Annotated in this window: 29 protein-coding genes, 1 tRNA gene and 1 pseudogene; 25 read left to right on the top strand and 6 right to left on the bottom strand. The window is 59.6% G+C overall.

Going from position 1 to position 26,253, the window contains the following annotated elements:
- Positions 1-230: pseudogene (locus BT116_RS28445) on the top strand (IS110 family transposase); the annotation flags it as partial.
- Positions 231-465: 235 nt separating this feature from the next.
- Here the strand turns inward: BT116_RS28445 and BT116_RS28440 are convergent.
- Genes BT116_RS28440 through BT116_RS28430 form a run of 3 tightly spaced genes read right to left on the bottom strand, consistent with a single transcriptional unit; the run spans position 466 to position 4,050 of the window.
- Positions 466-1,047 carry a cob(I)yrinic acid a,c-diamide adenosyltransferase gene (locus BT116_RS28440; protein WP_072348940.1) on the bottom strand — a complete coding sequence of 194 codons (582 nt, stop codon included), beginning with the start codon at positions 1,045-1,047 and terminating at the stop codon, positions 466-468.
- Positions 1,048-1,049: 2 nt separating this feature from the next.
- Positions 1,050-3,086 carry a sensor histidine kinase gene (locus tag BT116_RS28435; protein WP_072348938.1) on the bottom strand — a complete coding sequence of 679 codons (2,037 nt, stop codon included), beginning with the start codon at positions 3,084-3,086 and terminating at the stop codon, positions 1,050-1,052.
- Between the two features lie 46 nt (positions 3,087-3,132).
- Complete coding sequence (locus tag BT116_RS28430; RefSeq protein WP_072348936.1) at positions 3,133-4,050, bottom strand: putative 2-dehydropantoate 2-reductase; 918 nt, start codon at positions 4,048-4,050, stop codon at positions 3,133-3,135.
- Positions 4,051-4,192: 142 nt separating this feature from the next.
- Between BT116_RS28430 and BT116_RS28425 the strand changes: the two genes are divergently transcribed.
- Positions 4,193-4,678, top strand: a complete 486-nt coding sequence (locus BT116_RS28425; protein WP_060740892.1) for a YajQ family cyclic di-GMP-binding protein — start codon at positions 4,193-4,195, stop codon at positions 4,676-4,678.
- Positions 4,679-4,839: 161 nt separating this feature from the next.
- Positions 4,840-5,682, top strand: coding sequence for a mechanosensitive ion channel family protein (locus BT116_RS28420; RefSeq protein WP_072348934.1), 843 nt, complete (start codon positions 4,840-4,842; stop codon positions 5,680-5,682).
- A 118-nt stretch (positions 5,683-5,800) separates the two neighbouring features.
- On the opposite strand, the gene BT116_RS28415 is transcribed toward BT116_RS28420, so the two are convergent.
- Positions 5,801-7,129: an OprD family porin gene (locus BT116_RS28415; protein WP_072348931.1), complete on the bottom strand. Its 1,329-nt coding sequence runs from the start codon at positions 7,127-7,129 to the stop codon at positions 5,801-5,803.
- On the opposite strand from BT116_RS28415, the gene BT116_RS31165 reads away from it, so the two are divergent.
- From BT116_RS31165 to BT116_RS28405, 3 genes are all read left to right on the top strand, one after another.
- Positions 7,107-7,379, top strand: a complete 273-nt coding sequence (locus BT116_RS31165) for a hypothetical protein (protein ID WP_170846009.1) — start codon at positions 7,107-7,109, stop codon at positions 7,377-7,379. The genes BT116_RS28415 and BT116_RS31165 overlap by 23 nt on opposite strands.
- A gap of 640 nt (positions 7,380-8,019) precedes the next feature.
- Positions 8,020-8,445 carry an HIT family protein gene (locus BT116_RS28410; protein WP_063324608.1) on the top strand — a complete coding sequence of 142 codons (426 nt, stop codon included), beginning with the start codon at positions 8,020-8,022 and terminating at the stop codon, positions 8,443-8,445.
- Between the two features lie 3 nt (positions 8,446-8,448).
- Positions 8,449-8,655, top strand: coding sequence for a SlyX family protein (locus BT116_RS28405; RefSeq protein WP_003205050.1), 207 nt, complete (start codon positions 8,449-8,451; stop codon positions 8,653-8,655).
- A gap of 79 nt (positions 8,656-8,734) precedes the next feature.
- Here BT116_RS28405 and BT116_RS31605 read toward each other — a convergent pair whose 3' ends face one another.
- Positions 8,735-9,340 carry a cold-shock protein gene (locus BT116_RS31605; RefSeq protein WP_072348930.1) on the bottom strand — a complete coding sequence of 202 codons (606 nt, stop codon included), beginning with the start codon at positions 9,338-9,340 and terminating at the stop codon, positions 8,735-8,737.
- A gap of 394 nt (positions 9,341-9,734) precedes the next feature.
- Between BT116_RS31605 and BT116_RS28395 the strand changes: the two genes are divergently transcribed.
- From BT116_RS28395 to BT116_RS28305, 19 genes are all read left to right on the top strand, one after another.
- Positions 9,735-10,205: a Dps family protein gene (locus BT116_RS28395; protein WP_072348928.1), complete on the top strand. Its 471-nt coding sequence runs from the start codon at positions 9,735-9,737 to the stop codon at positions 10,203-10,205.
- Positions 10,206-10,512: 307 nt separating this feature from the next.
- Positions 10,513-10,857, top strand: a complete 345-nt coding sequence (locus tag BT116_RS28390; RefSeq protein ID WP_063324611.1) for a ribbon-helix-helix domain-containing protein — start codon at positions 10,513-10,515, stop codon at positions 10,855-10,857.
- Positions 10,858-11,005: 148 nt separating this feature from the next.
- Positions 11,006-11,227 carry an FmdB family zinc ribbon protein gene (locus BT116_RS28385; RefSeq protein ID WP_003178589.1) on the top strand — a complete coding sequence of 74 codons (222 nt, stop codon included), beginning with the start codon at positions 11,006-11,008 and terminating at the stop codon, positions 11,225-11,227.
- 75 nt (positions 11,228-11,302) lie between these two features.
- Positions 11,303-13,078, top strand: coding sequence for an aspartate--tRNA ligase (aspS, locus tag BT116_RS28380; RefSeq protein ID WP_058542615.1), 1,776 nt, complete (start codon positions 11,303-11,305; stop codon positions 13,076-13,078).
- A 120-nt stretch (positions 13,079-13,198) separates the two neighbouring features.
- A complete protein-coding gene (locus BT116_RS28375) occupies positions 13,199-13,945 on the top strand; it encodes a YebC/PmpR family DNA-binding transcriptional regulator (RefSeq protein ID WP_018614256.1) in 747 nt (248 codons plus the stop codon).
- Positions 13,946-14,198: 253 nt separating this feature from the next.
- Entirely contained in the window at positions 14,199-14,723 is a 525-nt protein-coding gene (ruvC, locus tag BT116_RS28370) for a crossover junction endodeoxyribonuclease RuvC (RefSeq protein ID WP_014339919.1), read from the top strand.
- Positions 14,724-14,838: 115 nt separating this feature from the next.
- The gene (gene ruvA, locus BT116_RS28365) at positions 14,839-15,447 is read left to right on the top strand and encodes a Holliday junction branch migration protein RuvA (protein ID WP_058542614.1); all 609 of its coding nucleotides are present in this window, start codon (positions 14,839-14,841) and stop codon (positions 15,445-15,447) included.
- Positions 15,448-16,509: a Holliday junction branch migration DNA helicase RuvB gene (ruvB, locus tag BT116_RS28360; protein WP_003178599.1), complete on the top strand. Its 1,062-nt coding sequence runs from the start codon at positions 15,448-15,450 to the stop codon at positions 16,507-16,509.
- A 127-nt stretch (positions 16,510-16,636) separates the two neighbouring features.
- Complete coding sequence (gene ybgC, locus BT116_RS28355; RefSeq protein WP_072348926.1) at positions 16,637-17,104, top strand: tol-pal system-associated acyl-CoA thioesterase; 468 nt, start codon at positions 16,637-16,639, stop codon at positions 17,102-17,104.
- The gene (gene tolQ, locus BT116_RS28350) at positions 17,094-17,789 is read left to right on the top strand and encodes a protein TolQ (protein WP_003205035.1); all 696 of its coding nucleotides are present in this window, start codon (positions 17,094-17,096) and stop codon (positions 17,787-17,789) included. The genes ybgC and tolQ overlap by 11 nt, the downstream gene beginning before the upstream one ends.
- A 23-nt stretch (positions 17,790-17,812) precedes the next feature.
- Positions 17,813-18,265 (top strand): protein TolR, encoded by a 453-nt coding sequence (gene tolR / locus BT116_RS28345; RefSeq protein ID WP_161796096.1) that lies wholly within the window; start codon positions 17,813-17,815, stop codon positions 18,263-18,265.
- Entirely contained in the window at positions 18,265-19,341 is a 1,077-nt protein-coding gene (tolA, locus tag BT116_RS28340; protein ID WP_072348925.1) for a cell envelope integrity protein TolA, read from the top strand. The genes tolR and tolA overlap by 1 nt, the downstream gene beginning before the upstream one ends.
- A complete protein-coding gene (tolB, locus tag BT116_RS28335) occupies positions 19,338-20,639 on the top strand; it encodes a Tol-Pal system beta propeller repeat protein TolB (RefSeq protein WP_063324614.1) in 1,302 nt (433 codons plus the stop codon). Before tolA ends, tolB begins: the two co-directional genes overlap by 4 nt.
- A 52-nt stretch (positions 20,640-20,691) precedes the next feature.
- Complete coding sequence (pal, locus tag BT116_RS28330) at positions 20,692-21,189, top strand: peptidoglycan-associated lipoprotein Pal (RefSeq protein ID WP_003205029.1); 498 nt, start codon at positions 20,692-20,694, stop codon at positions 21,187-21,189.
- A gap of 6 nt (positions 21,190-21,195) precedes the next feature.
- A complete protein-coding gene (ybgF, locus tag BT116_RS28325; RefSeq protein ID WP_072348923.1) occupies positions 21,196-22,026 on the top strand; it encodes a tol-pal system protein YbgF in 831 nt (276 codons plus the stop codon).
- A 166-nt stretch (positions 22,027-22,192) separates the two neighbouring features.
- Positions 22,193-22,840: a 7-carboxy-7-deazaguanine synthase QueE gene (gene queE / locus BT116_RS28320; RefSeq protein WP_072348921.1), complete on the top strand. Its 648-nt coding sequence runs from the start codon at positions 22,193-22,195 to the stop codon at positions 22,838-22,840.
- A 19-nt stretch (positions 22,841-22,859) separates the two neighbouring features.
- Entirely contained in the window at positions 22,860-23,534 is a 675-nt protein-coding gene (gene queC / locus BT116_RS28315; protein ID WP_170846010.1) for a 7-cyano-7-deazaguanine synthase QueC, read from the top strand.
- Between the two features lie 63 nt (positions 23,535-23,597).
- Positions 23,598-23,673 (top strand) — tRNA-Lys (locus BT116_RS28310).
- Positions 23,674-23,915: 242 nt separating this feature from the next.
- On the top strand, positions 23,916-24,599 hold the full coding sequence (locus BT116_RS28305) for a hypothetical protein (RefSeq protein ID WP_072348917.1): 684 nt from the start codon (positions 23,916-23,918) through the stop codon (positions 24,597-24,599).
- 5 nt (positions 24,600-24,604) lie between these two features.
- Here BT116_RS28305 and BT116_RS28300 read toward each other — a convergent pair whose 3' ends face one another.
- Positions 24,605-25,792, bottom strand: a complete 1,188-nt coding sequence (locus BT116_RS28300; protein ID WP_072348915.1) for a cyanate transporter — start codon at positions 25,790-25,792, stop codon at positions 24,605-24,607.
- Between the last annotated feature and the right edge of the window lie 461 nt (positions 25,793-26,253).

Here is a 26,253-nt window from a genome sequence, read left to right as displayed (position 1 = left end):
GCTTTATTGGCGCCAGTCACCGCGCCAGACTGGCCCGCATGGATACCTCATGCGCGATCAAAGCTACCGCCCATCAACTGGCCCGGTTGATCTACGCCATGCTGACCAAAGGACAGCCTTATGTGGAAAAAGGCATAGAGGAGTTTGAGGCCCAAAGTCGTAATCGCCAAATTAGAGCCTTGCAACGCAAGGCTACTAAGTTGGGTATGAGGGTGGTCGATGCAGCTTAAAAGCTTTTTAAAAACAGAGGGTTGTATTTTGTTTGATGAGAGCTTGCTCCCGCTGGGTCGCGAAGCGGCCCCAAATGGACTTACGCAATCCTCCAGGCGAGCCGCGTTGATCGCTCCCACGCTCTGCATGGGAATGCCTCAACGGACGCTCCGCGTTCGGCTCTGGAGGGGGACGCGGAGCGTCCCGGGCTGCATTCCCACGCAGAGCGTGGGAACGACCACCAGGTACGCCGATTCAAACCCCAGGCTTGGCCGCCGCCTCCCAAAGCACCTCCGCCACGCCCTGCCTCCGGGCAATGACCCGCGCTGCGACGAACAGCAGATCCGACAAGCGATTGATATAGGCCAGCCCCGGCCCGGCCAGCGGCTCCATGGCGTTCAATTGTTGGCAACGCCGCTCGGCGCTGCGGGCCAGGCTGCGGCAGACGTGGGCCTGGGCTACCAGCGTCGAGCCACCTGGCAGGATGAAGTTTTCCAGGGGGCCCAATTCCTCGTTCCACCCATCGATCGCCGCTTCCAGCCGCTCGATTTCCGCGACGTTCAAGGCCTGATAAGCCGGCATCGCCAGTTCCCCGCCGAGGTCGAACAGACGGTGCTGACAAGGCGCCAGCACATCACTGACCTCCTTCAGCCCCGGATGCCGGGTCGTTTCAGTGGCGAGCCCGGCCAGCAATAAACCCAGCTGGCTATTCAGTGTATCCACTTCGCCGATGGCCTCGACCCGTGGGTGGTCCTTTGCCACGCGGCGCCCATCGCCCAACCCGGTTTCACCTGTGTCGCCGGTGCGGGTGTAAATCTTCGACAGGCGAAAACCCATGCTCAGCGCTCCAGTTGTCTGTTTTCCTGCGGCACCATCGAAGTGCCGGCCAGGGGCAGGCGCAAGGTGAAGCAGGTGCCTTGGCCCGGCGCCGACTGCACTTCCATCTGGCCCTTATGGTTGTTGGTGATGATGAAATACGAGACCGACAGCCCCAGGCCCGTGCCCTGGCCGATCTCCTTGGTGGTGAAGAAAGGTTCGAAGGTACGTTTGCGCACGTTCTCGCTCATGCCGATGCCATTGTCCTCGACCTGGATTTCCGCCCACGGCGGATTCAACCGCGTGCGTAGGATGATACGCCCCGGTTCGCTATCGTCCTGGCGCTGATGGATCGCCTGGGCGGCGTTTTTCAGCAGGTTGAGCAGCACCTGTTCCAGCTCGTTGGCCGTGCCGGGCACCGGGCCCAGGTTCGGGTCGAACTGACGGGTGATCGCCTGGCCCTTGAAGTCGAAACCGATGGCCAGGTCGAAGTCGTTGCCAGCGATTTCCACCGCCTGGTCGATCAGCGCGGGCAGGTCGCAAGGCGCCATTTGCCGGGTACTGCGACGACTGAAGCTGAGCATGTGGGTGACGATTTTTGCCGCCCGGGCGCCGGCTTGCTGGATACCGTCGAGCAACTGCGGGATCTCCCGACCCTGGAGGTAACGATTGACCTCCTCTAACTGGATACCCAGCAGCTCGGCCTGTTCGAGGTTCTTGGGCAGTTCCGGCGACAGGCGACGGCGGATGTTCTGCACGTTGTGCAGGATCGCGCCCAACGGGTTGTTGATTTCATGGGCCATGCCCGCCGCGAGGCCGCCGACCGAGAGCATTTTCTCCGATTGCACCATCATTTCTTCCAGCGACAGGCGCTGGGTGATGTCATCGATCCGGATGACCACGCCACGCCCGGCACCGCCCATCAGCGGGTAGAAGGTGAGGGCGTAATGCCGGGCTTCGTCGTCCTTGGTCCAGGTGACGCGTTCGATCTTGGCCACCGTGTGCTGCTCGACGGTCTGCTTGAGCTGCGGCAGGTAGGGTTTGAGCGGTTCGAAGGCGAGGAAGATCGGCTGGTTCAGCGCCTCGTCCAGCCGTGTGCCGGAGAGCGCGCTGGCTTCCTGGTTCCATTGGGTGACGTAGAGCTGCTCGTCGAGGGCGATCAGCGCCGACGGCATGGAATCGATGATGCTGTTGAGGTAATTCTGGAAACCGGTGAGCTTTTTCTCGATCTTGCTGCGCACCTGGACTTCCAACTCCAGCTTGCGATTGGTATGGCGGGTTTCTTCCGCCAGGCCCTGGGCCTGGTCGTAGGCGGCCTGGGAGTCGTCCCGTGCGCGCTTGAGTTGCTGCTCCCGCGCTTCGATGCGCGAGAGCATGGTGTTGAACGCCTCGGCCAGGCTGCCGATCTCATCGTGGTTGCCGCGTGCGGCACGCAGGGCATAGTTCTCTTCGCGGGTGACCTGGCGTGACAGTTCTTCGAGTTGATGGATTGGCTGGGTGATCAGGCGCTTGATCTGCTGGGCAATGATCAGCCACAGCAACACGCTGAAAATCAGGATGCCGAGGCTGGCAGTCAGGGTGCCGGTGTAGAACGCGGTCGGCAATTCGCTGCTGGCCACCAGTAACAGATGGCCGGGCATCGTGCCGGGGCGGGGCAGGGTAATGATCTGGTTGCTGCGAAATTCGCCCGCCTGCCAGGCTTGTATGTTGCGGTAATGGTCCGGCAGCTTGAGCTTTTCGCCCTGTTGCAGTTGTGCCAGGCGTTCGCCCTGGCCGTCGTACAGCGCCGCCGCCCGCAGCGGTGCGTAGCTGTTGAGCTCGTCGAGCAAGCGTTGGGCGCTTTGTGGCGATTGCAGGGCGTCGGAGATCAGGCTTGGATTGGCCACCAGCCGGCCAATGGTCTGTAGGGCCTGGGGCGCCATGCTTTCCTGGGAGATGTAGTAGGCGGCGCTGATAAAGGTCAGGTTGGCCACCAGCAGGACAGTGGTCAACAACACCAACAGGGCGGCCAGCAGTTTCTGGCCGACCGGGAGGTTTTCAAGGCGCTGGCGCAATGGCATCAGACTCGTCGCTAAAAAGGAATACGAGGGCCAGCGTAGCCGCTGCTCAGTCGCTGGGCAATCCGAGGTTGTGCAAGTGGACAATCAGTCGCTGTCGCAGTTGTTCCAGGTGCGGCACGCTCAGTTCATGGCGTTGGGCGACCTTGCAGGCATAACCGAGCAAGTAGCTGATTTCGGTGCGGCGCCGATTGGCGACATCCTGGTACATCGAGGAATAATTGGCGGCCGTGGCCTGGATCACCCGTTCGACTTCCGGCTGCAAATCCTCGGCTGCCGCGGGCTGGCCGCAGCGTTCGAGCAGGTCGGTAAGCTCTGCGCACAAGGTCGCTACTTCGCAGCGGTGTTCCTGCAAGCCGCCGTTCTTGCAGTGATGCTGCACGGTCAGCGGGTTGATTGCGCAATTGAGCGCCAGCTTGCGCCAGAGCCGGGTGAGGATGTCGGCGCTCCATTCGTGGGGAATGCCAGCGGCGGCCAGATCGTCGAGCCAGAACGGCGCCACTGGGTGAGCCGGGTCGCCCAGCCAGGTGTAGCCGTGGCCGGCGAATACCACGCGCCAGTCACCGTCGCGGAACGCGCCTTCGGTGCTGGAGGCGCTGATGCAACGGGCTTGGGGCACACAATTGGCCACCGCGTCCTGGCTGCCGAGGCCGTTCTGCAACAGGACAAGTTCCGATACGGCGTCCAGGCGATGGGCCACCGAGGCCACGGCCGCTTCCGCGTCGTAGGCTTTGCAGGCCAATAGCAGGCGTCTGATCGGTTCTGGGTTGTCCGCCGTTTCGCCAGGTATCGGGTAGCTTTGCGCCTGGCCCTGTTCCACCAGCGTCAGGCCGCCGGCGCTTCGGTAGGCTTGCAGGCGGGCTTCGTTGCGCAGCACCAGCCGAACCGGCAACCCGGCCCGGGCCAGGCGCGTGGCCCACAACGTGCCAAGACTGCCGGCCCCCAGGACATGCCAGGTGGTCGACATCAGTTTTTTACTCGGATTGGCGCAGGCATCTGAGGGCTCGCAGTGTCGGCAGGAAAAGAGCCGTTATAATGAGCCCGATTTTAACCACAAGCCAAGCGCGCGCCGTTGATACTGGCGCGCCTTTTTATTTGGAGAACACTACATGCCGTCATTCGACGTGGTATCCGAACTGGACAAGCACGAAGTCACCAACGCGGTTGAAAACGCCGTCAAGGAACTCGACCGTCGTTATGACCTCAAGGGCAAGGGCAGTTTCGAGTTCAAGGAAAAAGACCTGACCGTGAACCTGACCGCCGAGGCCGAGTTCCAGCTCGAGGCGATGATCGAGATCCTCAAGCTGGCGCTGGTCAAGCGCAAGATCGACGTGCAGTGCCTCGAGGTCAAGGACGCCTATGCCTCGGGCAAGCTGATGAAGCAGGAAGCCGTGCTCAAGGAAGGCATCGACAAGGAACTGGCGAAGAAGATCGTCGCTCATATCAAGGACGCCAAGCTCAAGGTGCAAGCCGCCATCCAGGGCGAGCAGGTGCGAGTCACCGGCAAAAAGCGTGACGACTTGCAGGAAGCCATTGCGGCGCTGCGCGGCAAGGAATTCGGCATGCCACTGCAATTCAATAATTTCCGCGACTGATACTTCAGTTGTATGGAGACCCTGTGGCGAGGGAGCTTGCTCCCGCTTGGGTGCGAAGCGCCCACCTATAAGGGGCTGCTACGCAGCCAGCGGGAGCAAGCTCCCTCGCCACAATGTGTTTCGATTGGTCTTTCGTGGTAACAGGAACAAAGGAGAATTTGATGGACTTGAATGCTGAAGTGGACAACCTGGTCAAGGCTTCCCAGACCTGGATCCCCATGATCATGGAATACGGCAGCCGCGTGTTGCTGGCCGTCATCACCCTGGCCATCGGTTGGTGGTTGATCAACAAAGTGACGCAGAAACTGGGCGCGCTGCTGGCCCTGCGTAACGCCGACCTGGCGCTGCAAGGATTCATCAGTACCCTGGCCAACATCATTCTGAAGATATTGTTGATCGTCAGCGTCGCTTCGATGATCGGCGTGGAAACCACTTCGTTCGTTGCCGCCATTGGTGCCGCCGGCCTGGCGATTGGCCTGGCCCTGCAGGGCAGCCTGGCGAACTTCGCGGGTGGCGTGCTGATCCTGCTGTTCCGCCCGTTCCGCATCGGTGACTGGATCGAAGCCCAAGGTGTGGCGGGTACGGTCGACAGCATCCAGATCTTCCACACCGTGTTGCGCACCGGTGACAACAAGACCGTCATCGTGCCCAACGGCAATCTCTCGAACGGCATCATTACCAACACCAACCGCCAGCCGACCCGCAAGGTCGTGTTTGATGTCGGCGTGGATTACCAGGCTGACCTGCAAAAGGCCCGGGAAGTGTTGCTGGAACTGGCCAAGGATGAACGTGTGCTGGCGGATCCGGCACCTGAAGCGGTGATTTCCACCTTGGGCGACAGTTCCATCACGGTGTCGCTGCGTATCTGGGTGAAGACGGCGGATTATTGGAGCGTGATGTTCATGCTCAATGAACAAGCGCGGGATCGCTTGAAGGACGCGGGCATTGATATTCCGTTTCCACAGCGAGTGATTCGGGTCGTTCAGGAATCGACATCGGCGTAACGCTCGATCGATTGTTGTCTGACCTTCAAGTCAGGCCTTGCGTAAAAAGTTGATCCAATAAAAAAGGCCCATCCGAAGATGGGCCTTTTTTTGATTACCGCAAACAGACTTTCGGCAATTACAGAACCGAAATCGGGTAGTCGACGATCAGGCGGAACTCTTTGATATCGCCTTCGCCTTCGTCAGCGTTAGCGTAGTGCCAGGCTTGACGAACACGGAAGGAAAGATCTTTGGCCGGGCCAGATTGAACAACGTACTTGGCTTCGAAGTTGGTTTCGTTGTGCTTGCCGTCTGCACCGTACAGGCCAGCGTAAGGGCTGCCTGCTGGAGTGTTGGTGCCGTCGATGTCCCAACCTTTAACGTAACGGGTCATGAAGCTCAGACCAGGAACGCCGTACTCAGCCATCTTGATGTCGTAACGGATCTGGGCAGATTTCTCGTTAGGACCGTTGAAGTCAGAGTACTGGATGGAGTTGGCGAGGAAGATCGAGTCGCCGCCGCGGTTGTTCGTGCCCACACCGATGTAGTCGAATGGTGTGTCGCCGTTGATTTTCTGGAAGCCAACGGTGATGGTGTGCGCTTTCAGGAACGAGAAAGCAGCAGCCAGGGAGAACGCGGTGTTGCTGATGTCACCGGCCTTGGAGCTGCCAGTGTCGGTGGTGCGGTAGATGTTACCGTCCAGGTTCAGGGACTGATCGCCACCCATTGGGATGGTGTAGTTCAGGTTACCGTAGTACTGGTTCCAGATGTCTTCCAGCTGGGCGCCGTATACCGATGCGCTCAGGTTGTCGCTGAATGCATACTTACCACCAGCGTAGTCGATGGTGTTGGCTTCTACGCCAGCGTAGGTTGCAAACAGGCCGCCATTGCGAGCGTTGCGGTCCTGGCTGGTACCCGAGTAGAAGTGGCCGGCTTCGAGGTCAAGGTCTTTGACTTCGCTGCTCTGCAGTTGGAAACCGCTGGCAGTTTGAGGCAAGACGCGGGAGCCACCTACAGCGAACACTGGGGCAGTGCTTGGCTGCTGGTCACCAATTTTCAGCTCGGTTTTGGATACGCGGAACTTAATAGCTGCGCCGGCCTTGCCTTGGCTGTCGTTGACGTCGCCATCGGCATCGCGGCTCATGTTGCCAGTGCCGCCGGTGCCGTCGCCACCGTCCAGTTTAACGGCCAGGTAACCGAAGGCATCGACGCCTACGCCTACGGTGCCTTGGGTGTAACCAGAGTTGAAGTTACCCCAGATACCTTGGGTCCAGTCTTTCTGATCGGTCGCGCCATCTTTGCGGTCACGGTTGAAGTAGTAGTTGCGCAGCAGCAGTTTAGCGCTGGCATCTTCAACAAAGCCTTTGGCTTCAGACTGGTCACTTACGAAAGGTGCGGCCGTAGCCATTTGAGTACTGGCTGCTGCTGCAACTGCCAGTGCGATCATGCTCCACTTCATCACGCGCATCGTGATTTGCTCCTTTGGTTTTAGAAGAGTACTGCCGTCCCACCTGTTTTATTATCTGGGCGGCTCTTTCTTTTTTGTGTCGGCGCAAACTTATATCATGCCGACCCTATTGGCGATACTTGCCCATTCAACCTTTCAGCTTCTTTACGACCATGTCGCCAATGGCTCGATCCATGTCGCATTTCTGCTGTTCCGACGCAACCGTATTCACAACTTTAATGTTGTTTTTTCTTTTCCGGCATCGGTGTAAAGAGTCCGTCATTACCGCGTTTGAAGCTCCTGAGGGCAGCCTTGCCACTTTAATTTGTATGTCGGCAGGTTCCCATTTCCGGCGGGGCCTTCGGACAGTGCGGGGATGAATGCAACAAGCATGCTCAAACCCGGATTTCGTTTTACATTTTTTTCACATTTTACCGATTGACGCGGTGAAACCTCATGAAACCGGGCTCCAAAGGCCTTGTTTTAAATAGGGTTGACTCGTGTGCGGCTCTCGTGTTTGACGCCGACAAACGTGGCGAGACAATCAAAAACGTTACCGGTTCACCCTACCCAGTGAGTAGATCACGGATACTTTGTGCACTGAGCGTAGACGCACTGTGCTGTTTTGGTGCAAAAAATTTTCAAGCTGTACGAAAATCTTACAGCCTCGATGCTTTTCCCGAGCCCTGGCACGGTCCTTTCAGGGCCCGGTCGTGCCGCTTGCGCTGTGTTGGTGCGTCAGCTTGCACAGGTTGATGCGGTGTGTTGAAAAAAATCATTCGAAGACCAGGCATCAGGACGGTACGCAGTGATCGATCCGGCGTTCGCGGGTATGCTGCGCATCTGAGTCCGATGCAGGCCTGTAGGCCGCCGAACCGGGCAGAACCGATAACGAGCGAGGAGTACGCGCGGTGTTCGCTTTAGATCCACGACTGCAACAAGACACATTGCCGATCGGTGATTTCCCGTTGTGCCGATTGCTCTTGTCCAACGATTCGAACTACCCGTGGTTCATCCTCGTACCGCGGCGGGAAGATATCAGCGAATTGTTTCAATTGGATGACGCTGATCAACAACAGCTGTGGAAAGAAACCACGGCGTTGGCCGAAACCCTCAAGGATTCGTTTGATGCCGACAAGATGAACGTTGCAACCCTGGGTAACGTCGTCAGTCAATTGCACATGCATGTCATCGTGCGTAAGCGTGATGACGCCGCCTGGCCCGCGCCGGTCTGGGGCAAGCACCCGGCCCAGCCTTATAATGCAGGGCAGGTCGCGGCCATTCGTGAACGGTTGCGAATGGCCTTGACCGATGATTTCAAGTTTCTGGAGGGCTGAACCATGAACCTTGAAGACCGCGTAACCGATCTGGAAAGCCGCCTGGCGTTTCAGGATGACACCATCCAGGCATTGAACGATGTGCTTGTGGAGCAGCAGCGGATCGTCGAGCGTCTGCAACTGCAGATGGCGGCGTTGCTCAAGCGCCAGGAAGAAATGGCCGGGCAGTTCGAGTCGTTCGAAGAAGAGGCGCCGCCTCCTCACTACTGACTGGGCCCGACCCTCGTTTGACGGGCAATAAAAAACCGCGAGCAGCCAGGCTGCATCGCGGTTTTTTTACGGTCAGGGATCAGCGGCGCGGCAGCGCAGCGATCACGTCTTCGGCCTGCAGGCCCTTGTCGCGGTTCATCACGGAGAACTCCACGCGCTGGCCTTCCACCAGGACGCGATGGCCTTCGCCACGGATGGCCCGGAAATGCACGAAAATATCATCGCCGGAGTCGCGGGAGATGAAACCGAACCCTTTGGACGTATTGAACCACTTCACCGTGCCGGTATCGCGGTTGGACATGTCGTAGTTCTGCGCAGCGGCGGCCGGCGACGACTTCTTGTAGAAGCTGACGCCCAGGTGCAGTGCCACGGCGAGCAGTGCCGCGCCCAGGCTGAACAGAATGGCCGGTTGACCGCCGATTTCCGGCATGGGCGCCAGCAGGGCCAGGGTTTGCAGGGCAACGGCCAGCACCAGCAGGGCGCTGACCAGGTTTTGCAGTTGGTGACGTGGACCTTTGTTCCAGTAAGGGATGACGGGTGCAAGGGTCAGGTTGAGCAGGCCGAAAAAGGCCAGGTACAGTGCATCGGGGTGTTGCAGGTAAGGTGTGGCTTCGGAACCCAGGCTAGGGATGAAGGACAGCAGCAGGGCAGCTGCGCCCATTAGCAAGTGGACGATTTTCAACATTTTGATTGGCTCACGGTTAAGACAGATCACAAGGAAGAGCGGGTCGGGGACGGTTCGCTTCGAAACAATGAGAGGCGTTGGACACGTACCCGAATCAGCCTATGCGCTACGCCTGGAAAAATAGGCGTAGCGACACACTGCCTATTTAACAGCAAAGGCCCGGCCTTCTCAAACGCGTTACGGGCGTGTACCGCGCTGTTCGTCGGCCAGAAAAGACTCGCCGGTGCTTGAAGGTGCCAGGCAAACGGCGTTGAATTCCTCGAGGTGTCGGAACCGCCCGCTACCCCGGCTTGTCGTTTCAGGAGGGCTGGCGATCTGTCGCAGGCCATCGGCGGCCAAAACCACTAGAGTTTGGGGCGTTGTCGAATTCATCACCGTCAGGAGATCAACCAGCATGGCAATTGATATCGGTATCAGTGAAGAAGACCGCAAATCCATCGTCGACGGGCTTTCACGCCTGCTGTCGGACACCTATGTGCTGTATCTCAAGACCCACAATTTCCACTGGAACGTCACGGGACCGATGTTTCGGACCCTGCACCTGATGTTCGAGGAGCAGTACAACGAGCTGGCCCTGGCGGTGGACCTGATTGCCGAGCGCATCCGCGCCCTGGGTTTTCCTGCTCCGGGGGCCTACTCGGTGTACGCGCGCCTGTCTTCTATTAAGGAAGAGGAAGGCGTGCCTGGCGCCGATGACATGATCCGGCAACTGGTCGAGGGCCAGGAAGCGGTGACGCGTACGGCCCGTGGCATCTTTCCCTTATTGGACAAGGTCAGTGATGAGCCCACCGCCGACCTGCTGACCCAGCGCATGCAAGTTCACGAAAAGACCGCGTGGATGCTGCGCGCGTTGTTGGAAAACTAATAGCGCGCGCGTTGCATGTCGTGGCGAGGGAGCTTGCTCCCGCTGGGCTGCGCAGCGGCCCAAACCCGCCAGACACAGGTCCTGCGACTGCTGCGCAGTCGAACGGGAGCAAGCTCCCTCGCCACAAGGGCGATATCGCCTGCATGCTGGGTGTAGGACGACGTAATTCGTCGCCTGCCTGCTGTTGGCTTGTCCTACGCCCATGGTCATAAAGTCGTCTGGAACTGGCGATGCCGTTGAGCTTCCATAGAGCCACAGGTGGATTGTTCCAACTGAGAGGCTCGTATGGCAAAGGAGTGTCAACGGTATGATTCAAGGAAAGGAACCGGAGGAGGGTGTGCGTGGACGCTTTCAGTCCATCAGCGTCGATCCGTTCGTCAGGGGGTTCGACATGCAACTGGTGCGTCCCCTGGCCCGATCCATTCGTCTGAACGGGTTCGCCACCTGTCTGCGGCTGGAGCAGGTCTATTGGGATATCCTCGGCGACATGGCCCAGCTCAACAGCTGTTCCATCAGTACGTTGCTGTCCCATGTCGACAGAGAGGTGCACCTGCGCCATGGCGGGGTACGCAATTTCAGCGCGCTGGTGCGTGTTGTATGCGTGGTGCACGGTTTGAAGGAAACCGTGTCGCAGGTGGCGGACTGTCATTGACGGGTAGCTGCCCTGTCGATGACTGAGTCGGACTGCAAACGGCCTGTGCGGTCTTACGGCTGCACAGGCCGCATTTAATGGATATAATCCCGCTCTTTGCCGCAAAGCCCAGCCTTTGCGCGAGTAACCTGATCGCCGAGACAACCCCATGCCGATGTACGACTATCAATGTGCTTCCTGTGGTCATCAGATGGAAGCCATTCAAAAGATCAGCGCGGCACCGCTGGTCGACTGCCCTGCCTGCCAGGCGCCAGAACTGAAAAAGATGCTGTCCATGCCTGGTTTCCGCCTCGGCGGCACAGGTTGGTATGAAACCGACTTCAAGACCGGCGCCAAGAAGAATTTGGCCGGTGGCGACAAAGCTGATTGAGTTGAACACGCGCGAGTGCTTGCACGGGCAGGTCCTCCAACCGAATTTCGAATTACGAGAAGTGAAACCACTACCATGATGCGCAGCCATTATTGCGGCCAACTGAACGAAAGCCTGGAAGGCCAGGAAGTTACTCTTTGCGGATGGGTCCATCGTCGCCGTGACCATGGCGGGGTGATTTTCCTCGATATCCGTGATCGTGAAGGCCTGGCCCAGGTGGTGTTCGATCCGGACCGCGCTGACACCTTCGCCACCGCCGACCGCGTGCGCAGCGAATACGTGGTCAAGATCACCGGCAAGGTGCGCCTGCGTCCGGCCGGTGCTGGCAACGCCAACATGGCGTCCGGCATGATCGAAGTGCTGGGTTACGAGCTGGAAGTGCTCAACGAATCGGAAACCCCGCCGTTCCCACTCAACGAATACTCCGACGTGGGCGAGGAAACCCGCCTGCGCTACCGCTTCATCGACCTGCGTCGCCCGGAGATGGCCGAGAAGCTGCGCCTGCGTTCGCGCATGACCACCAGCATCCGTCGTTACCTGGACGAGAACGGCTTCCTCGATGTCGAGACGCCAATCCTGACCCGCGCCACGCCGGAAGGCGCCCGCGACTACCTGGTGCCGAGCCGTACCCACCCCGGCAGCTTCTTCGCCTTGCCGCAATCGCCACAGCTGTTCAAGCAATTGCTGATGGTGGCCGGGTTCGATCGCTACTACCAGATCGCCAAGTGCTTCCGCGACGAAGACCTGCGTGCCGACCGTCAGCCTGAGTTCACTCAGATCGACATCGAGACCAGCTTCCTTGACGAAAAAGACATCATGGGCCTGACCGAAGGCATGATTCGCAACCTGTTCAAGGAAGTGCTGGGCCTGGAATTCGGCGAGTTCCCGCACATGACCTTCGAAGAAGCCATGCGCCGCTACGGTTCCGACAAGCCGGACCTGCGTAACCCGCTGGAACTGGTGGACGTGGCTGACCAGCTCAAGGACGTCGAGTTCAAGGTGTTCAGCGGCCCGGCCAACGACCCGAAATGCCGTATCGCGGCCCTGCGCGTTCCTGGCGGGGCCAGCATGCCGCGCAAGCAGATCGATGACTACACCAAGTTCGTTGGCATCTACGGTGCCAAGGGCCTGGCCTACATCAAGGTCAACGAGCGCGCCGCGGGTGTTGATGGCCTGCAATCGCCGATCGTGAAAAACATCCCTGAAGCCAACCTCAATGTGATCCTCGATCGCGTGGGCGCGGTTGACGGCGACATCGTGTTCTTCGGCGCCGACAAGGCCAAGATCGTCAGCGAAGCCTTGGGCGCGCTGCGCATCAAGCTGGGTCATGACCTGAAGCTGCTGACTTGCGAGTGGGCGCCAATGTGGGTTGTTGACTTCCCGATGTTCGAAGAAAACGACGACGGCAGCTTCTCGGCGCTGCACCATCCGTTCACCGCGCCGAAGTGCTCGCCGCAAGAGTTGGAGGCCAACCCGGCCACCGCTCTGTCGCGCGCTTACGACATGGTCCTGAACGGCACCGAGCTGGGTGGCGGTTCGATCCGTATCCATCGCAAGGAAATGCAACAGGCAGTGTTCCGCCTGCTGGGCATCGACGAAGCCGAGCAGGAAGAGAAGTTCGGCTTCCTGCTCGACGCCCTGAAGTACGGTGCACCGCCCCACGGTGGCCTGGCCTTCGGCCTGGACCGCCTGGTGATGCTGATGACCGGCGCCCAGTCGATCCGTGAAGTGATCGCGTTCCCGAAAACCCAGAGCGCGGCCGATGTCATGACCCAGGCGCCGGGTGTGGTGGATGCCAAGGCATTGCGCGAGTTGCACATTCGTTTGCGTGAACAGCCAAAGGCTGAGTAAGGCTGGCACCTGAGAGGGCGCATCTTCGGATGCGCCTTTTCATTGGGGTCGATATTTCTGATTGCCGGCCACTGCGTACGCGCAGGGCGGGCAATGTTCCAAAGAGAAACGGAGCGAGTTATGGCAGGTCATTCCAAGTGGGCGAACATCAAGCACCGCAAAGAACGTCAGGATGCCAAGAGAGGCAAGATCTTCACCAAGTGGATCCGTGAACTGACGGTCGCGGCCCGCCAGGGTGGCGGCGACCCCGGTTCCAACCCGCGCTTGCGCCTGGCCCTGGACAAGGCGCTGGGTGCCAACATGAGTCGCGACATCATCGACCGGGCCATCGCCCGTGGCGCGGGTGCGACCGAGGCCGACAACGTTGAAGAGCTGACCTACGAAGGTTATGGCCCGGGCGGCGTGGCGGTGATGGTCGAATGCATGACCGACAACCGCAACCGTACCGCCGCCGCCGTGCGTCACGCGTTCAGCAAATGCGGTGGCAACCTGGGCACCGACGGCTCGGTGGCCTATCTGTTCGAGCGCAAGGGGCAAATCAGCTTCGCGCCGGGCCTCGATGAAGATGCCCTGACGGAGGCGGCCCTGGAGGCCGACGCCGATGACGTGGTCAGTCATGAAGACGGTTCGTTCGACGTGTTCACGTCGTTCGCCAGCTTCTATGCCGTGCGCAACGCCCTGGAGGCGGCCGGCTTCAAGCCCGCCGACGCAGAGATCGTCATGCAGCCGACCACCAGTGCCGAACTGGACCTGGAAGGCGCCGAGAAGGTGCTCAAGCTGATCGACATGCTGGAAGACCTGGATGACGTGCAGAACGTTTATTCCAATGCCGATATTCCGGAGTCGGTGGCTGAACAGCTGGGCTGATCCACAAGTGTGATCCGTCAAGCGGAACCCTGTGGCGAGGGGATTTATCCCCGTTGGGCTGCGTAGCAGCCCCAATAGTCAACTCAATCTGTCTGGTACACCGAGCTGTCGGATATGGGGTCGCTGCGCGACCCTGCGGGGATAAATCCCCTCGCCACAGGCATATTGCTCGACCTTATCTATTGTGCGACCGGCATTGGGTTAAGCCCTTACTGTATCCTCACTTGCAACCGTATTACTCTTCGCAGGCGCTATGACTTTAATCCTTGGTATCGACCCTGGTTCGCGCATCACCGGCTACGGTGTGGTTCGCGATACCGGGCGCGGCTGCGTGTACGTCGCGTCCGGTTGCATCCGCACCGGGGCGGGTGAACTGCACGAGCGCTTGCAGATCGTTTATCGCGGCGTTCGCGAAGTCATCCAGACCTACGGCCCGGTCACCATGGGCATCGAAAGGGTCTTCATGGCGCGCAACGCCGACTCGGCCCTGAAGCTGGGGCAGGCCCGGGGCGCGGCAATCGTTGCTGGCGCCGAGGAAAACCTGGAGATCGCCGAGTACACCGCGACCCAGGTCAAGCAGGCGGTCGTCGGAACCGGGGCGGCGAACAAGGAGCAGGTGCAAATGATGGTGATGCACCTGTTGAAGCTGGTCAGCAAGCCGCAGATCGATGCCTCGGACGCCCTGGCCATCGCCATTTGCCATGCCCACACCCGTTCCAGTTTGTTGCCTCACGGCCTGGGAACCGCACGCAGTCGTGGCGGGCGCCTGCGTCTCTGATAGCATCAGCGCAATCTTTCGTGAGCCCGAGCATCTTGCGCCTGTGTCGTCGGCCTTCCTGCCCGGGCTGTTACTCGCCAGCCAGCAGGCTGGCCAACACCCAAGGATCTGAAACGTGATTGGACGCTTGCGCGGCACCCTGGCTGAAAAACAGCCGCCGCACCTGATTCTGGATGTAAACGGCCTGGGCTATGAGCTGGAAGTGCCCATGACCACGCTGTATCGCTTGCCGTCGGTCGGCGAGCCGCTGACCCTGCACACCCATTTGGTCGTGCGCGAGGATGCGCAGTTACTCTATGGTTTCGTCGGCAAGCGCGAGCGGGATTTCTTCCGCGAATTGATCCGTCTCAATGGCGTCGGCCCGAAACTGGCCCTGGCCTTGATGTCGAGCCTGGAAGTCGATGAATTGGTGCGTTGCGTGCAGTCCCAGGACACCTCGGCCCTGACCAAGGTGCCGGGTGTGGGCAAGAAAACCGCCGAGCGCCTGCTGGTCGAACTCAAGGACCGCTTCAAGGCCTGGGAGGCGGTGCCGGCGATGTTCGCCCTGGTGCCGAACCAGCCGGATGCGCCTGCGCCTGCGGTCAGCGCCGAAAACGATGCGGTCACCGCGCTGATCTCCCTGGGCTACAAGCCGCAGGAGGCCAGCAAGGCGATTTCCGCCATCAAGGAAAAAGGCCTGAGCACTGAAGACATGATTCGTCGTGCCCTGAAGGGAATGATTTAAGTGATTGAAGCTGACCGCCTGATCGCCGCCACGGGCGCGCCCCGTGACCGCGAGGAAATACAGGACCGCGCGATTCGTCCTGTCAGCCTGGCCGACTACATCGGTCAACCGACCGTGCGCGAGCAGATGGAATTGTTCATCCAGGCCGCCCGTGGGCGCAGCGAGTCGCTGGACCACACCTTGATCTTCGGCCCGCCGGGCCTGGGCAAGACCACCCTGGCCAACATCATTGCCCAGGAAATGGGCGTCTCGATCAAGAGCACGTCCGGGCCGGTCCTCGAGCGGCCGGGTGACCTGGCGGCGCTGCTGACCAACCTTGAGCCCCATGATGTGCTGTTCATCGATGAAATCCATCGGCTGTCGCCGATCGTCGAGGAAGTGCTGTACCCGGCCATGGAAGATTTCCAGCTCGACATCATGATCGGCGAAGGGCCGGCGGCACGCTCCATCAAGTTGGACCTGCCGCCCTTCACCCTGGTGGGCGCCACCACCCGCGCAGGCATGCTGACCAACCCGTTGCGCGACCGCTTCGGTATCGTCCAGCGCCTGGAGTTCTACAACAACGCCGACCTGGCGACGATTGTCAGCCGCTCGGCGGGCATCCTCGGGTTGCCGCTGGACCCGGACGGTGCGTATGAGATCGCCCGGCGTGCCCGGGGCACGCCGCGGATCGCCAACCGCCTGCTGCGCCGGGTCCGGGATTTTGCCGAAGTCCGGGCCAAGGGCCACATCACCAAGCCGATTGCCGACCTGGCGTTGAACCTGCTGGACATCGACGAGCGTGGTTTCGACCACCAGGACCGGCGCCTGCTGCTGACCATGATCGAGAAGTTCGACGGTGGCCCGGTGGGCGTGGACAGCCTGGCCGCGGCCATCAGCGAAGAGCGCCACACCATTGAAGATGTGCTGGAACCGTACCTGATCCAGCAGGGCTACATCATGCGTACCCCTCGCGGGCGCGTGGTGACCCGTCATGCTTATCTGCATTTTGGCTTAAACATCCCGACACGAATGGGCGAGATGCCGGTGGTAGACGAATTCCTCGATGCCGTGGACGATTGAACGAGCTCTGTACGCCGACTTTTTTCCAGTTCGTGCTGTCCCAGACGACGCCTGGAGCGTCAATGCGTTCGAGAATGAAAAAACAGTTGCCTGGCCGATTGGCAACCTGAGGAGTAAGCACTAGAGTATGCGCGCGCAAAACGGGCTGGAGTCGTTCGCACATCGCTGTCGCGTTTATTACGAGGACACCGATGCTGGCGGCATCGTCTACTACGTCAATTACCTCAAGTTTATGGAACGGGCTCGAACCGAACGGCTGCGGGAACTGGGTTTTGCCCAATCCGCGCTGGCAGGGGAGGACCTGTTATTCGTCGTGCATTCCAGCGAAGCGCGCTACCACGCGCCGGCGCGACTGGACGACGAGTTGCTGGTAAGTGCCGATGTCATCGAATTGAACCGTGCCAGCCTGCGTTTCAAGCAGCAGGTCAGGCGGGCTACGGATAACGTGCTGCTCTGTGAAGGGCAGTTTTTGGTGGCCTGTGTGCGCACCCATAGTTTGAAACCCCGGGCCATTCCCGAAGCTCTACGTGCGGCCTTTGCCGGCGTGAGCGGCGCGGGTACACACTCAGAGCAGGAGATAAAGCGTGGAAGCTAACGTCGTCGACCATACCTCCATGTGGAGCTTGGTCAGCAATGCCAGCGTCGTGGTGCAGTTGGTAATGCTGATCCTGGTAGCCGCATCGGTGACCTCATGGATCATGATTTTTCAGCGCAGCAACATGCTGCGCGCCGGTCGCCGTGCCCTGGAGAGCTTCGAGGAGCGCTTCTGGTCCGGCATCGACCTGTCCAAGCTCTACCGCCAGGCCGGCAGCAACCCTGACCCGGATTCGGGCGTGGAGCAGATCTTCCGTGCCGGCTTCAAGGAATTCTCCCGTCTGCGCCAGCAGCCAGGCGTCGATCCGGAAGCGGTGATGGAAGGCGTGGCCCGTGCCATGCGCGTGGCCATCTCCCGTGAGGAAGAAAAACTCGAACAGGGCCTGTCGTTCCTCGCCACCGTTGGTTCGGTCAGCCCGTACATCGGTCTGTTCGGCACCGTGTGGGGGATCATGAACTCCTTCCGTGGCCTGGCCTCTGCCCAACAAGCGACCCTGGCCACCGTGGCCCCGGGTATTGCCGAGGCACTGGTCGCCACCGCCATCGGCCTGTTCGCGGCCATTCCAGCCGTGATCGCCTACAACCGCTTCGCTGCCCGTAGCGAAGCGCTGACCAGCCGTTACTACACCTTCGCCGATGAATTCCAGGCGATCCTGCACCGCAAAGTGCACACCAGCGAAGAATAAGCAGGTATTTCCCCATGGCTTTAATCGCTCGAGCCCGAAACAAGCGCAAGCCGGTTGCCGAGATGAACGTGGTGCCCTACATCGACGTGATGTTGGTGCTGCTGGTCATCTTCATGGTGACCGCGCCGATGCTCAATCAGGGCGTGAAGGTCGATCTGCCCAAGGTTTCCAGCGAAGCCTTGCCGCAGGACAACAACACCCAGGTACTGACCATTTCGATCAAGGCTGACAAGACCTACTACTGGAACCTTGGCAGCGAAGTCGACACCGAGAAGCAGCAGGACCGGGCCATGACCTTGCCGCAGATGACCGATGCGGTGACCAAGATCATTCGTGTCGGCAACGATGCTGGCAAGCGCACGCAGGTCTTCATTCGCGGTGACAAGACCGTCGACTACGGTGCCGTGATGGGCGCCATGGGCGGCCTGCAGAAAGCCGGGGTCGGTAATGTTGGCTTGATCACTGAGGCGCCCTGATGCAGCAACAGCGAGAGCCGTCCGCCTCGGAAAGCTACTTCTGGCCTAGTGTCCTGGCAATCGGTCTGCACGTACTGGTGTTCGGCATGCTGTTCGTCAGTTTTGCCATGACCCCTGAGCTGCCGCCGGCCAAGCCGATCGTGCAGGCGACGTTGTACCAGCTCAAGTCGAAAAGCCAGGCGACCACCCAGACCAACCAGAAGCTTGCCGGTGAGGCGAAGAAATCCGCCGCGCGCCAGACTGAAGTCGAGCAGATGGAGCAGAAGAAGGTCGAGCAGGAAGCGATAAAGGCCGCGGAACAAAAGAAAGAGGAAGCGGCTCAAAAGGCCGAGGAAGCCAAGAAGGCCGATGAGGCGAAGAAAGCCGACGAGGCGAAAAAGGCTGACGAAGCCAAGAAAGCCGACGAAGCGAAGAAAGCCGAGGCCAAAAAGGCAGAAGAGAAACAATTGGCTGATATAGCCAAGAAGAAAGCCGAAGAAGAAGCCAAGAAAGCCGCTGAAGAAGAGGCCAAGAAAGCGGCCGCTGAAGAAGCGAAGAAAAAGATCGTCGAGGACGCGAAGAAGAAAGCCGCCGAAGACGCCAAGAAGAAAGCTGAAGCTGACGAGGCGAAAAAGAAAGTCGCCGAAGACGCGAAGAAGAAAGCCGCCGCCGACGCCGCCAAGAAAAAGGCCCAGGACGCAGCGCGTAAATCCGCCGAAGACAAAAAGGCCCAGGCCTTGGCAGATTTGCTTTCCGACACGCCGGAGCGCCAGCAGGCATTGGCTGATGAGCAGGGCGATGAAGTGGCCGGCAGCTACGATGACTTGATTCGCGCACGAGCGGCAGAAGGCTGGGCTCGTCCACCTTCGGCGCGCAAGGGCATGACGGTCGTATTGCAAATCGGCATGTTGCCCGACGGTACGGTTACCTCGGTCAGCGTCGCCAAGTCCAGTGGTGATGGTCCGTTCGACGCTTCGGCGGTCGCAGCGGTCAAGAACATTGGGCGATTGACGGAAATGCAAGGAATGAAACCGAGCGACTTTGCTCCCTATCGTTCATTCAAGATGACATTCACACCTGAGGATCTAGCCTTGTGAGAAACCTTCTTCGATCAATGCTGGTCGTTATCTGCTGCCTGGCAGGGATAGCGGTAGCAGAGGAAAAGAACATCCTGGTCACCAGCGGCAGCGACCGGGCGACCCCGATTGCCGTCGTACCGTTCGGCTGGCAGGGCGGTAACGTCCTGCCGGACGACATGGCGGAAATCATCGGCAACGACCTGCGCAACTCGGGTTACTACGCGCCGATTCCGAAGCAGAACATGATCAGCCTGCCGACCCAGGCCAGCGAAGTCATCTACCGTGACTGGAAGGCCCTGGGCGCCCAGTACATCATGGTCGGCAGCATCGTTCCGGCTGGCGGTCGCCTGCAGGTGCAGTACGCCCTGTTCAACGTCGCCACCGAACAGCAAGTCCTGACCGGCAGCGTGTCGGGCAGCGTCGATCAATTGCGTGACATGGCGCACTACATCGCCGACCAGTCGTTCGAGAAACTTACCGGCATCAAGGGCGCGTTCTCTACCCGCATGCTCTACGTGACGGCCGAGCGCTTCTCCGAGAACAACACCCGCTACACCCTGCAGCGCTCCGACTATGACGGCGCCCGTGCGGTGACACTGCTGCAATCGCGCGAGCCGATCCTGTCGCCGCGCTTTGCCCCCGATGGCAAGCGCATCGCCTATGTCTCGTTCGAGCAGAAGCGTCCGCGCATTTTCGTGCAGCACATCGACACCGGTCGTCGTGAGCAGATCACCAACTTCGAAGGCCTGAACGGCGCGCCAGCCTGGTCGCCGGACGGTTCGCGCCTGGCATTCGTGCTGTCCAAGGACGGTAACCCGGACATTTATGTGATGAACCTGGCTTCGCGTTCGATCTCCCGCGTCACCAATGGCCCGGGCATCAACACCGAACCGTTCTGGGGCAAGGATGGCTCGACCATCTACTTCACCTCCGACCGTGGCGGCAAGCCACAGATCTACAAGACCAGTGCGGGTGGCGGCGGTGCCGAACGCGTGACGTTCGTCGGTAACTACAACGCCAACCCGAAACTGTCGGCAGATGAAAAGACCCTGGTAATGATCCATCGCCAGGATGGTTTCACTAATTTCAAGGTGGCGGCCCAGGATTTGCAGCGCGGTAGCGTAAAAATCCTCACTGATAGCACTCTGGACGAGTCACCCACTGTTGCGCCCAACGGCACCATGGTAATCTACGCCACCCGCCAGCAGGGCCGGGGAGTCTTGATGCTCGTGTCCATTAATGGACGCGTGAGGCTCCCGCTTCCTACCGCTCAAGGCGAAGTCAGAGAACCGTCCTGGTCCCCTTACCTGAACTGACGCGGCGCAATACGTTTTACTTAACACACTGGGGTTCATTAGGAGTTTCACGATGGAAATGCTGAAGTTTGGTAAATTTGCTGCGCTGGCTCTGGCCATGGCTGTAGCTGTAGGTTGCTCGTCCAAAGGCGGCGACAATGCCGGTGAAGGCGCTGTTGATCCAAACGCTGGTTACGGCGCTAACACCGGTGCAGTTGACGGCTCCCTGAGCGAAGAAGCTGCTCTGCGCGCAATCACCACCTTCTACTTCGAATACGACAGCTCGGACCTGAAGCCAGAAGCCATGCGCGCTCTGGACGTTCACGCCAAAGACCTGAAGTCGAACGGCGCTCGCGTTGTTCTGGAAGGCAACACCGACGAACGTGGTACTCGTGAGTACAACATGGCACTGGGCGAGCGTCGTGCGAAAGCCGTTCAACGCTACCTGGTACTGCAAGGTGTTTCCCCAGCTCAGCTGGAACTGGTTTCCTACGGCGAAGAGCGTCCAGTTGCTACCGGCAACGACGAGCAGTCCTGGGCTCAAAACCGTCGCGTCGAACTGCGTAAGTAATTCGTCATGCGAACGTGCCGTCGTGCTGTAACTGTTCTGGCTCTCAGCCTCGCGCCGCTTGCGGCGTGGGCTGCGGTTCCTGTGGTCGATAACGATGCCGGCTATAACAATAGCGGGAGCAGCTATCCGCCTGCGGGTTACGGTACGAACGGCGCCTATGCCGGGGGAGGGGTTTCGGCCCCTGTCTCGGCACAGGGCCAGCTGTTCAACCAACTGCAGCAAATGCAGGATCAGATCTCGCGCCAACAGGGTGTGATCGAAGAACTGCAAAATGATATTTCGCGCATGAAGCAGGAAAACCTGGAGCGATACCAGGATCTTGATCGGCGCATAGGAACCGGCGTTGCACCTGCACCTGCCGCGACTCCTGAGAATTCTCCAGCCGGTGGCGACCTGAACGCCCCCGGCGCAGCCGCAGGCGCGGGGGCAGCAGCACCTGCCGCCGGTGGCGAGCCGGCTGATCCGGCGAAGGAAAAGCTCTATTACGATGCTGCCTTCGACTTGATCAAGGCCAAGGATTTCGACAAGGCCAGCCAGGCTTTTGCCGCTTTCCTGCGCAAATACCCAAACAGCCAGTACGCGGGCAATGCCCAATACTGGTTGGGCGAAGTGAACCTGGCCAAAGGCGACCTGCAAGGTGCCGGCCAGGCATTCGCCAAGGTTTCGCAACTGTATCCCAAGCACGCCAAGGTGCCGGATTCGCTGTACAAGCTGGCTGATGTAGAGCGTCGCCTCGGTCACACCGACAAGGTAAAAGGCATTCTGCAGCAGGTGGTGGCCCAATATCCGGGGACATCCGCCGCCCAGTTGGCCCAACGTGATCTGCAACGCATGTAAGCTGGCTTGACCTGTTTTGAAGAAACCCGCGCCTGTCGCGGGTTTTTTCGTTAGAATTCACGCCCTTTTTATGAAACACGCTTTTTGGGATCTGCGCGTTGGCGGGGTTCCTTGAAGTGCCTGACGGAGGCGGACAGCCTGTTTAGCTGTTACGCCCGTGGCGACTATGCAAGACACATTGAGAATCACCGAAGTTTTTCACTCGTTGCAGGGTGAAACGCGGACGGCTGGGCTGCCCACAGTATTTGTGCGCCTCACCGGTTGCCCGTTGCGTTGCCAATACTGCGACAGTGCCTACGCGTTCAGCGGCGGCACTGTGCGAACCCTCGACGATATCCTGGAGCAAGTGGCCAGTTATCGTCCGCGTTATGTCTGTGTCACGGGCGGCGAGCCCTTGGCGCAACCCAACGCCATCCCCTTGCTCAAGCAGTTGTGTGATGCCGGTTACGAGGTTTCCCTGGAAACCAGCGGCGCCCTGGATATCTCGGCCGTCGACCCGCGCGTGAGCCGCGTCGTGGACCTGAAAACCCCAGGCTCCAAGGAAGCGCACCGCAACCGCTATGAGAATATCGAACTGTTGACGCCCAACGATCAGGTCAAGTTCGTGATCTGTTCGCGGGAGGATTACGACTGGGCCGTGTCCAAGTTGATCCAGTACGGGCTCGACCAGCGGGCCGGCGAAGTGTTGTTGTCGCCGAGCCACCACGATTTGAGCGCCCGGGACCTGGCGGACTGGGTGGTGGCGGATAACCTGCCGGTGCGCCTGCAACTGCAGTTGCATAAATATCTTTGGAACGACGAGCCGGGGCGCTGATATGACTGAACATTCGAACATTGCCGAAAAACGTGCGGTCATCCTGTTGTCCGGCGGCCTGGATTCGGCCACCGTCGTGGCCATGGCCCGTGCCGAGGGTTACCGCTGCTACACCATGAGTTTCGATTATGGTCAGCGCCACCGCGCAGAACTGCATGCGGCCGAGCGAGTGGCCCGGGACCTGGGTGTGGTGGAACACAAAGTGATCGGCCTGAACCTCAACGGCATTGGTGGCTCGGCCTTGACCGACAGCTCCATCGACGTGCCGGAGGCGCCTGGCGAGGGCATCCCGGTGACCTATGTGCCGGCGCGTAACACCGTATTCCTGTCCTTGGCATTGGGCTGGGCCGAAGTGCTGGGCGCCCGTGATATTTTCATCGGCGTCAATGCTGTGGATTACTCCGGTTACCCGGATTGCCGCCCGGAGTTCGTCGAAGCCTTCGAGCGCATGGCGAACCTGGCGACCAAGGCCGGTGTGGAAGGGCAGGGTTTCCGCATCCTGGCACCGCTGCAGAATCTCAGCAAGGCCGACATCGTCAAGGCCGGTGTGAAGCTTGGCGTGGACTACGGGCTCACTGTTTCCTGCTATCAGGCCGACGATCAGGGCCGTGCTTGCGGCAAGTGCGACAGCTGCCGCCTGCGCGCAGAAGGCTTTGCCGCGGCGGGTGTGAGCGATCCAACCCGTTATTTTTGATTTATTTCAAATTAGGTGTTGAATAGTCCTTAGAAATCAGTATTATACGCGCCACCACACAGAGGGTCGTTAGCTCAGTTGGTAGAGCAGTTGGCTTTTAACCAATTGGTCGTAGGTTCGAATCCCACACGACCCACCATTTTTTGCAGTTTTAAAAGTCTGGAAGGCCCACGAAAGTGAGGATTTCCGGATTTTTTTTTGCCTGCGAGAAAGTGGCCGGACGAATCCCGAATCTGGCCGGTGTGGTGCCAGTCCTTGGGATTACACGACTGACCCTGGAAAAGATGGCCTCAGCTCCTAGACTGTTGAAGCCGCTCCCTGTTCAAGCGCAGCGTGCACCTCGTTATAAGGCGCGAGAGGTTCGATCAAGGAGGATTCGACATGAAGCTGCGAATTACCCAGTTTGCTCCATTCGATCAGGGCAAGGATATCAAGGCTGATATCAAGGGCGGATGGTGTGCCGGGGTAACCGCCACGGTCGGCATTGCCGTGGGCTCCTATGACGTGGAAGGGCAACCCGATTTTGGGCACTGGGTCGAACATGTCGCTTTTGTAAAGGCCAAGGCGGCGTTGCTGAAGATCAATTCCAACCTCAACACGGCCGAAACGCTGCAGGCCGTCCTGGGCCGATACCAGCAAACCCGTGACGTCTGCGGTGAGCTGCATAAATCCAAGTTTGAAGCGCGAGGCTGTAAAGTTCTCCTGAGCTTGTCGGGATGGTTTCCAGTGCTGGGTTATGCGTCCTACTTGAAAAACTCCAAATGGCTGACCAACCATATTGGCTACATCATCCGAGGCGGGGACAAGCTGGTGTTGTTCGACCCCAATTACGGTATCGGTTTGTTCACCATTGAAGATGCGCTGCCGCTGAACCTGAACGAGCTGACCAAGGCGATCGGTATCCTCGCCTGGAAGAGTGGCCTATCCAGTTACCTGCTGTCCTACACGGCAGCGACTTCCGTTGTTGACGAAGATCCCTTGCAACTGCGCTTCTCGAACGATACCGAGGAGAAAATCCGAGCCTTGGGAGAGTACAGCAGTCGGTTTTTTCCCGGGACAAAGTAGGAGCGTTAGCGGATATGTCGCCCATAACCCTTTGGGTCAAACCGCAATACCATCACCATCATCAACGCCATGACTGCCGTGAGCGACCACCAGGCCCACTCAAAACTCCCCAACTGGTCGCGGATCATCCCGGCAATCAATGGCGAGAGGCCGGCGATGAGATAGCCGACACCCTGCACGAACGCGGTAAGGCCACCGGCCCGGCGTGGGTTGTCCAGGTGGTCGAGGGATACGATCAGGCTCATGGGGAATAGGCCGCCGATACCCAGCCCCAGCAGGCAGGCCCAGAGCAGGCTGAAGCGTTCCGGACTGAGGATCAGGCCGCAGAAGCCGCCGATGATCAGGGCCAGCAGGACGCTCAGGACCAGGCGTTTATCCCGGCTGCGGTTGGCAATAGCCGGAGTGACCAGGCCGGATAACACTTCCATTGCCGTGAGGAACCCCAGCAGCAGGCCTGCGTGCTGTTCGCTCCAGCCCTTTTCCACGTAGTACGGCGCCAGCCAGGCCAGAACGCAGGTGTAGGAAGCGGTGCCCAGGCCAAAGAAAATCGCCAGGAGCCAGGCCCGGGCGTTGCGGGAAAACGCTTCGTGATGCCGGGACGCTGCTTCGGGCAAGGGCGTGATGTTCGAACGCTGGGCGTACCAGCAGCCCAGGGCGACCAGCGCCAACAATGCCCAGATCGCCAGGCCGACGCGCCAACTGCCGGTCTGCGTCAGGACAAAGGGTGAAAACGATGCGGCAATCGCCGCCCCGCCCATGATGGAGGTGACGTACAAGCCCATGAACAGCGAGACGTTGTCGGCGAAGCGTGACTTGATCAGTGCCGGCATCACAGCCTGGATCAAAGCGATCCCAAGCCCGGCGACGATCGCACTGGCGATCAACCCGGCGGCGCTGTCCAGGTACAAGCGCGAGGCCGTGGCGACGCCGATGATCAACAGCGACAGCACGATGGTGCGGTGTTCTCCGATGCGCAGGGCGATGCGCATGCCCAGGAACATCGCCAGGCCCATCGCCATGACGGGCAACATGGTCAGCAGCGAGGCGGTACTGAAACTCAAGGGTACTTCGCCGCGAATGGCCGACAACAACGGCCCGACCGCCGCCATCGAGGGCCGCAGGTTCAGCGCCACCAAGACGATGCTAACCATCAGCCAGATGGCGTGGGTGGTTGAGGTTCGAATGTTTTCCATGGAGCCGCCTTTGCTGGACAAAAGGGCATTTAGGCTGGGGCGGCCTGTCATGGGCAAACTGAAAACTGGAAGGGGGTATTGAAAAATTAAATACGGCACGCAATCAGTGAAGGGATCAGCGTTTTTTTGTGGCGAGGGAGATCCCGCCGCGTCTTCGACGCTGCGCTGTCGCGCAGCAAACAAGTGTCCGACCTAAGATTGGGGGGCGCGCGGGGAAAGAGACCGTAGCCATCACTGGTGTGTACGCACCCGAGAGGGAGAGTGGTCCGCACGGTATCGGCGTGGAGTCGTTGTAGGCACAGCAAGCTGTGACCACGTATGAGAGAGTGAATCCGTTCGCCACCGTGCTCCCCGCGCGCCTTTCAATCCTGCGAGGAATTGTCATGGCGCGCAAGAAGCAGCAGAAACGATTTGAAGTGATTCACCCTCATTGTGCGGGTATCGATATTGGCAGTCGTGAG

The sequence above is a fragment of the Pseudomonas sp. NFACC16-2 genome, from assembly GCF_900119205.1.
Lineage (GTDB): Bacteria > Pseudomonadota > Gammaproteobacteria > Pseudomonadales > Pseudomonadaceae > Aquipseudomonas > Aquipseudomonas fluorescens_Q.
Note: the sequence above shows the minus strand (reverse complement) of the source record. Positions and strands in the feature narration are given on the sequence as shown.

What these genes read in the sequence shown, in the direction of transcription:
- BT116_RS28435 (WP_072348938.1), bottom strand. Translation starts at nt 3,086, where the DNA reads ATGCCATTGCGCCAGCGCCTTGAAAACCTCCCGGTCGGCCAGAAACTG.
- BT116_RS28425 (WP_060740892.1), top strand. Translation starts at nt 4,193, where the DNA reads ATGCCGTCATTCGACGTGGTATCCGAACTGGACAAGCACGAAGTCACC.
- BT116_RS28430 (WP_072348936.1), bottom strand. Translation starts at nt 4,050, where the DNA reads ATGTCGACCACCTGGCATGTCCTGGGGGCCGGCAGTCTTGGCACGTTG.
- BT116_RS28300 (WP_072348915.1), bottom strand. Translation starts at nt 25,792, where the DNA reads ATGGAAAACATTCGAACCTCAACCACCCACGCCATCTGGCTGATGGTT.
- ybgC (WP_072348926.1), top strand. Translation starts at nt 16,637, where the DNA reads ATGCGCGCGCAAAACGGGCTGGAGTCGTTCGCACATCGCTGTCGCGTT.
- queE (WP_072348921.1), top strand. Translation starts at nt 22,193, where the DNA reads ATGCAAGACACATTGAGAATCACCGAAGTTTTTCACTCGTTGCAGGGT.
- BT116_RS31605 (WP_072348930.1), bottom strand. Translation starts at nt 9,340, where the DNA reads ATGTTGAAAATCGTCCACTTGCTAATGGGCGCAGCTGCCCTGCTGCTG.
- ybgF (WP_072348923.1), top strand. Translation starts at nt 21,196, where the DNA reads ATGCGAACGTGCCGTCGTGCTGTAACTGTTCTGGCTCTCAGCCTCGCG.
- BT116_RS28415 (WP_072348931.1), bottom strand. Translation starts at nt 7,129, where the DNA reads ATGCGCGTGATGAAGTGGAGCATGATCGCACTGGCAGTTGCAGCAGCA.
- BT116_RS28390 (WP_063324611.1), top strand. Translation starts at nt 10,513, where the DNA reads ATGATTCAAGGAAAGGAACCGGAGGAGGGTGTGCGTGGACGCTTTCAG.
- BT116_RS28440 (WP_072348940.1), bottom strand. Translation starts at nt 1,047, where the DNA reads ATGGGTTTTCGCCTGTCGAAGATTTACACCCGCACCGGCGACACAGGT.
- BT116_RS31165 (WP_170846009.1), top strand. Translation starts at nt 7,107, where the DNA reads ATGCTCCACTTCATCACGCGCATCGTGATTTGCTCCTTTGGTTTTAGA.
- BT116_RS28395 (WP_072348928.1), top strand. Translation starts at nt 9,735, where the DNA reads ATGGCAATTGATATCGGTATCAGTGAAGAAGACCGCAAATCCATCGTC.
- BT116_RS28385 (WP_003178589.1), top strand. Translation starts at nt 11,006, where the DNA reads ATGCCGATGTACGACTATCAATGTGCTTCCTGTGGTCATCAGATGGAA.
- pal (WP_003205029.1), top strand. Translation starts at nt 20,692, where the DNA reads ATGGAAATGCTGAAGTTTGGTAAATTTGCTGCGCTGGCTCTGGCCATG.
- ruvC (WP_014339919.1), top strand. Translation starts at nt 14,199, where the DNA reads ATGACTTTAATCCTTGGTATCGACCCTGGTTCGCGCATCACCGGCTAC.
- BT116_RS28405 (WP_003205050.1), top strand. Translation starts at nt 8,449, where the DNA reads ATGAACCTTGAAGACCGCGTAACCGATCTGGAAAGCCGCCTGGCGTTT.
- tolA (WP_072348925.1), top strand. Translation starts at nt 18,265, where the DNA reads ATGCAGCAACAGCGAGAGCCGTCCGCCTCGGAAAGCTACTTCTGGCCT.
- BT116_RS28420 (WP_072348934.1), top strand. Translation starts at nt 4,840, where the DNA reads ATGGACTTGAATGCTGAAGTGGACAACCTGGTCAAGGCTTCCCAGACC.
- aspS (WP_058542615.1), top strand. Translation starts at nt 11,303, where the DNA reads ATGATGCGCAGCCATTATTGCGGCCAACTGAACGAAAGCCTGGAAGGC.
- BT116_RS28375 (WP_018614256.1), top strand. Translation starts at nt 13,199, where the DNA reads ATGGCAGGTCATTCCAAGTGGGCGAACATCAAGCACCGCAAAGAACGT.
- BT116_RS28305 (WP_072348917.1), top strand. Translation starts at nt 23,916, where the DNA reads ATGAAGCTGCGAATTACCCAGTTTGCTCCATTCGATCAGGGCAAGGAT.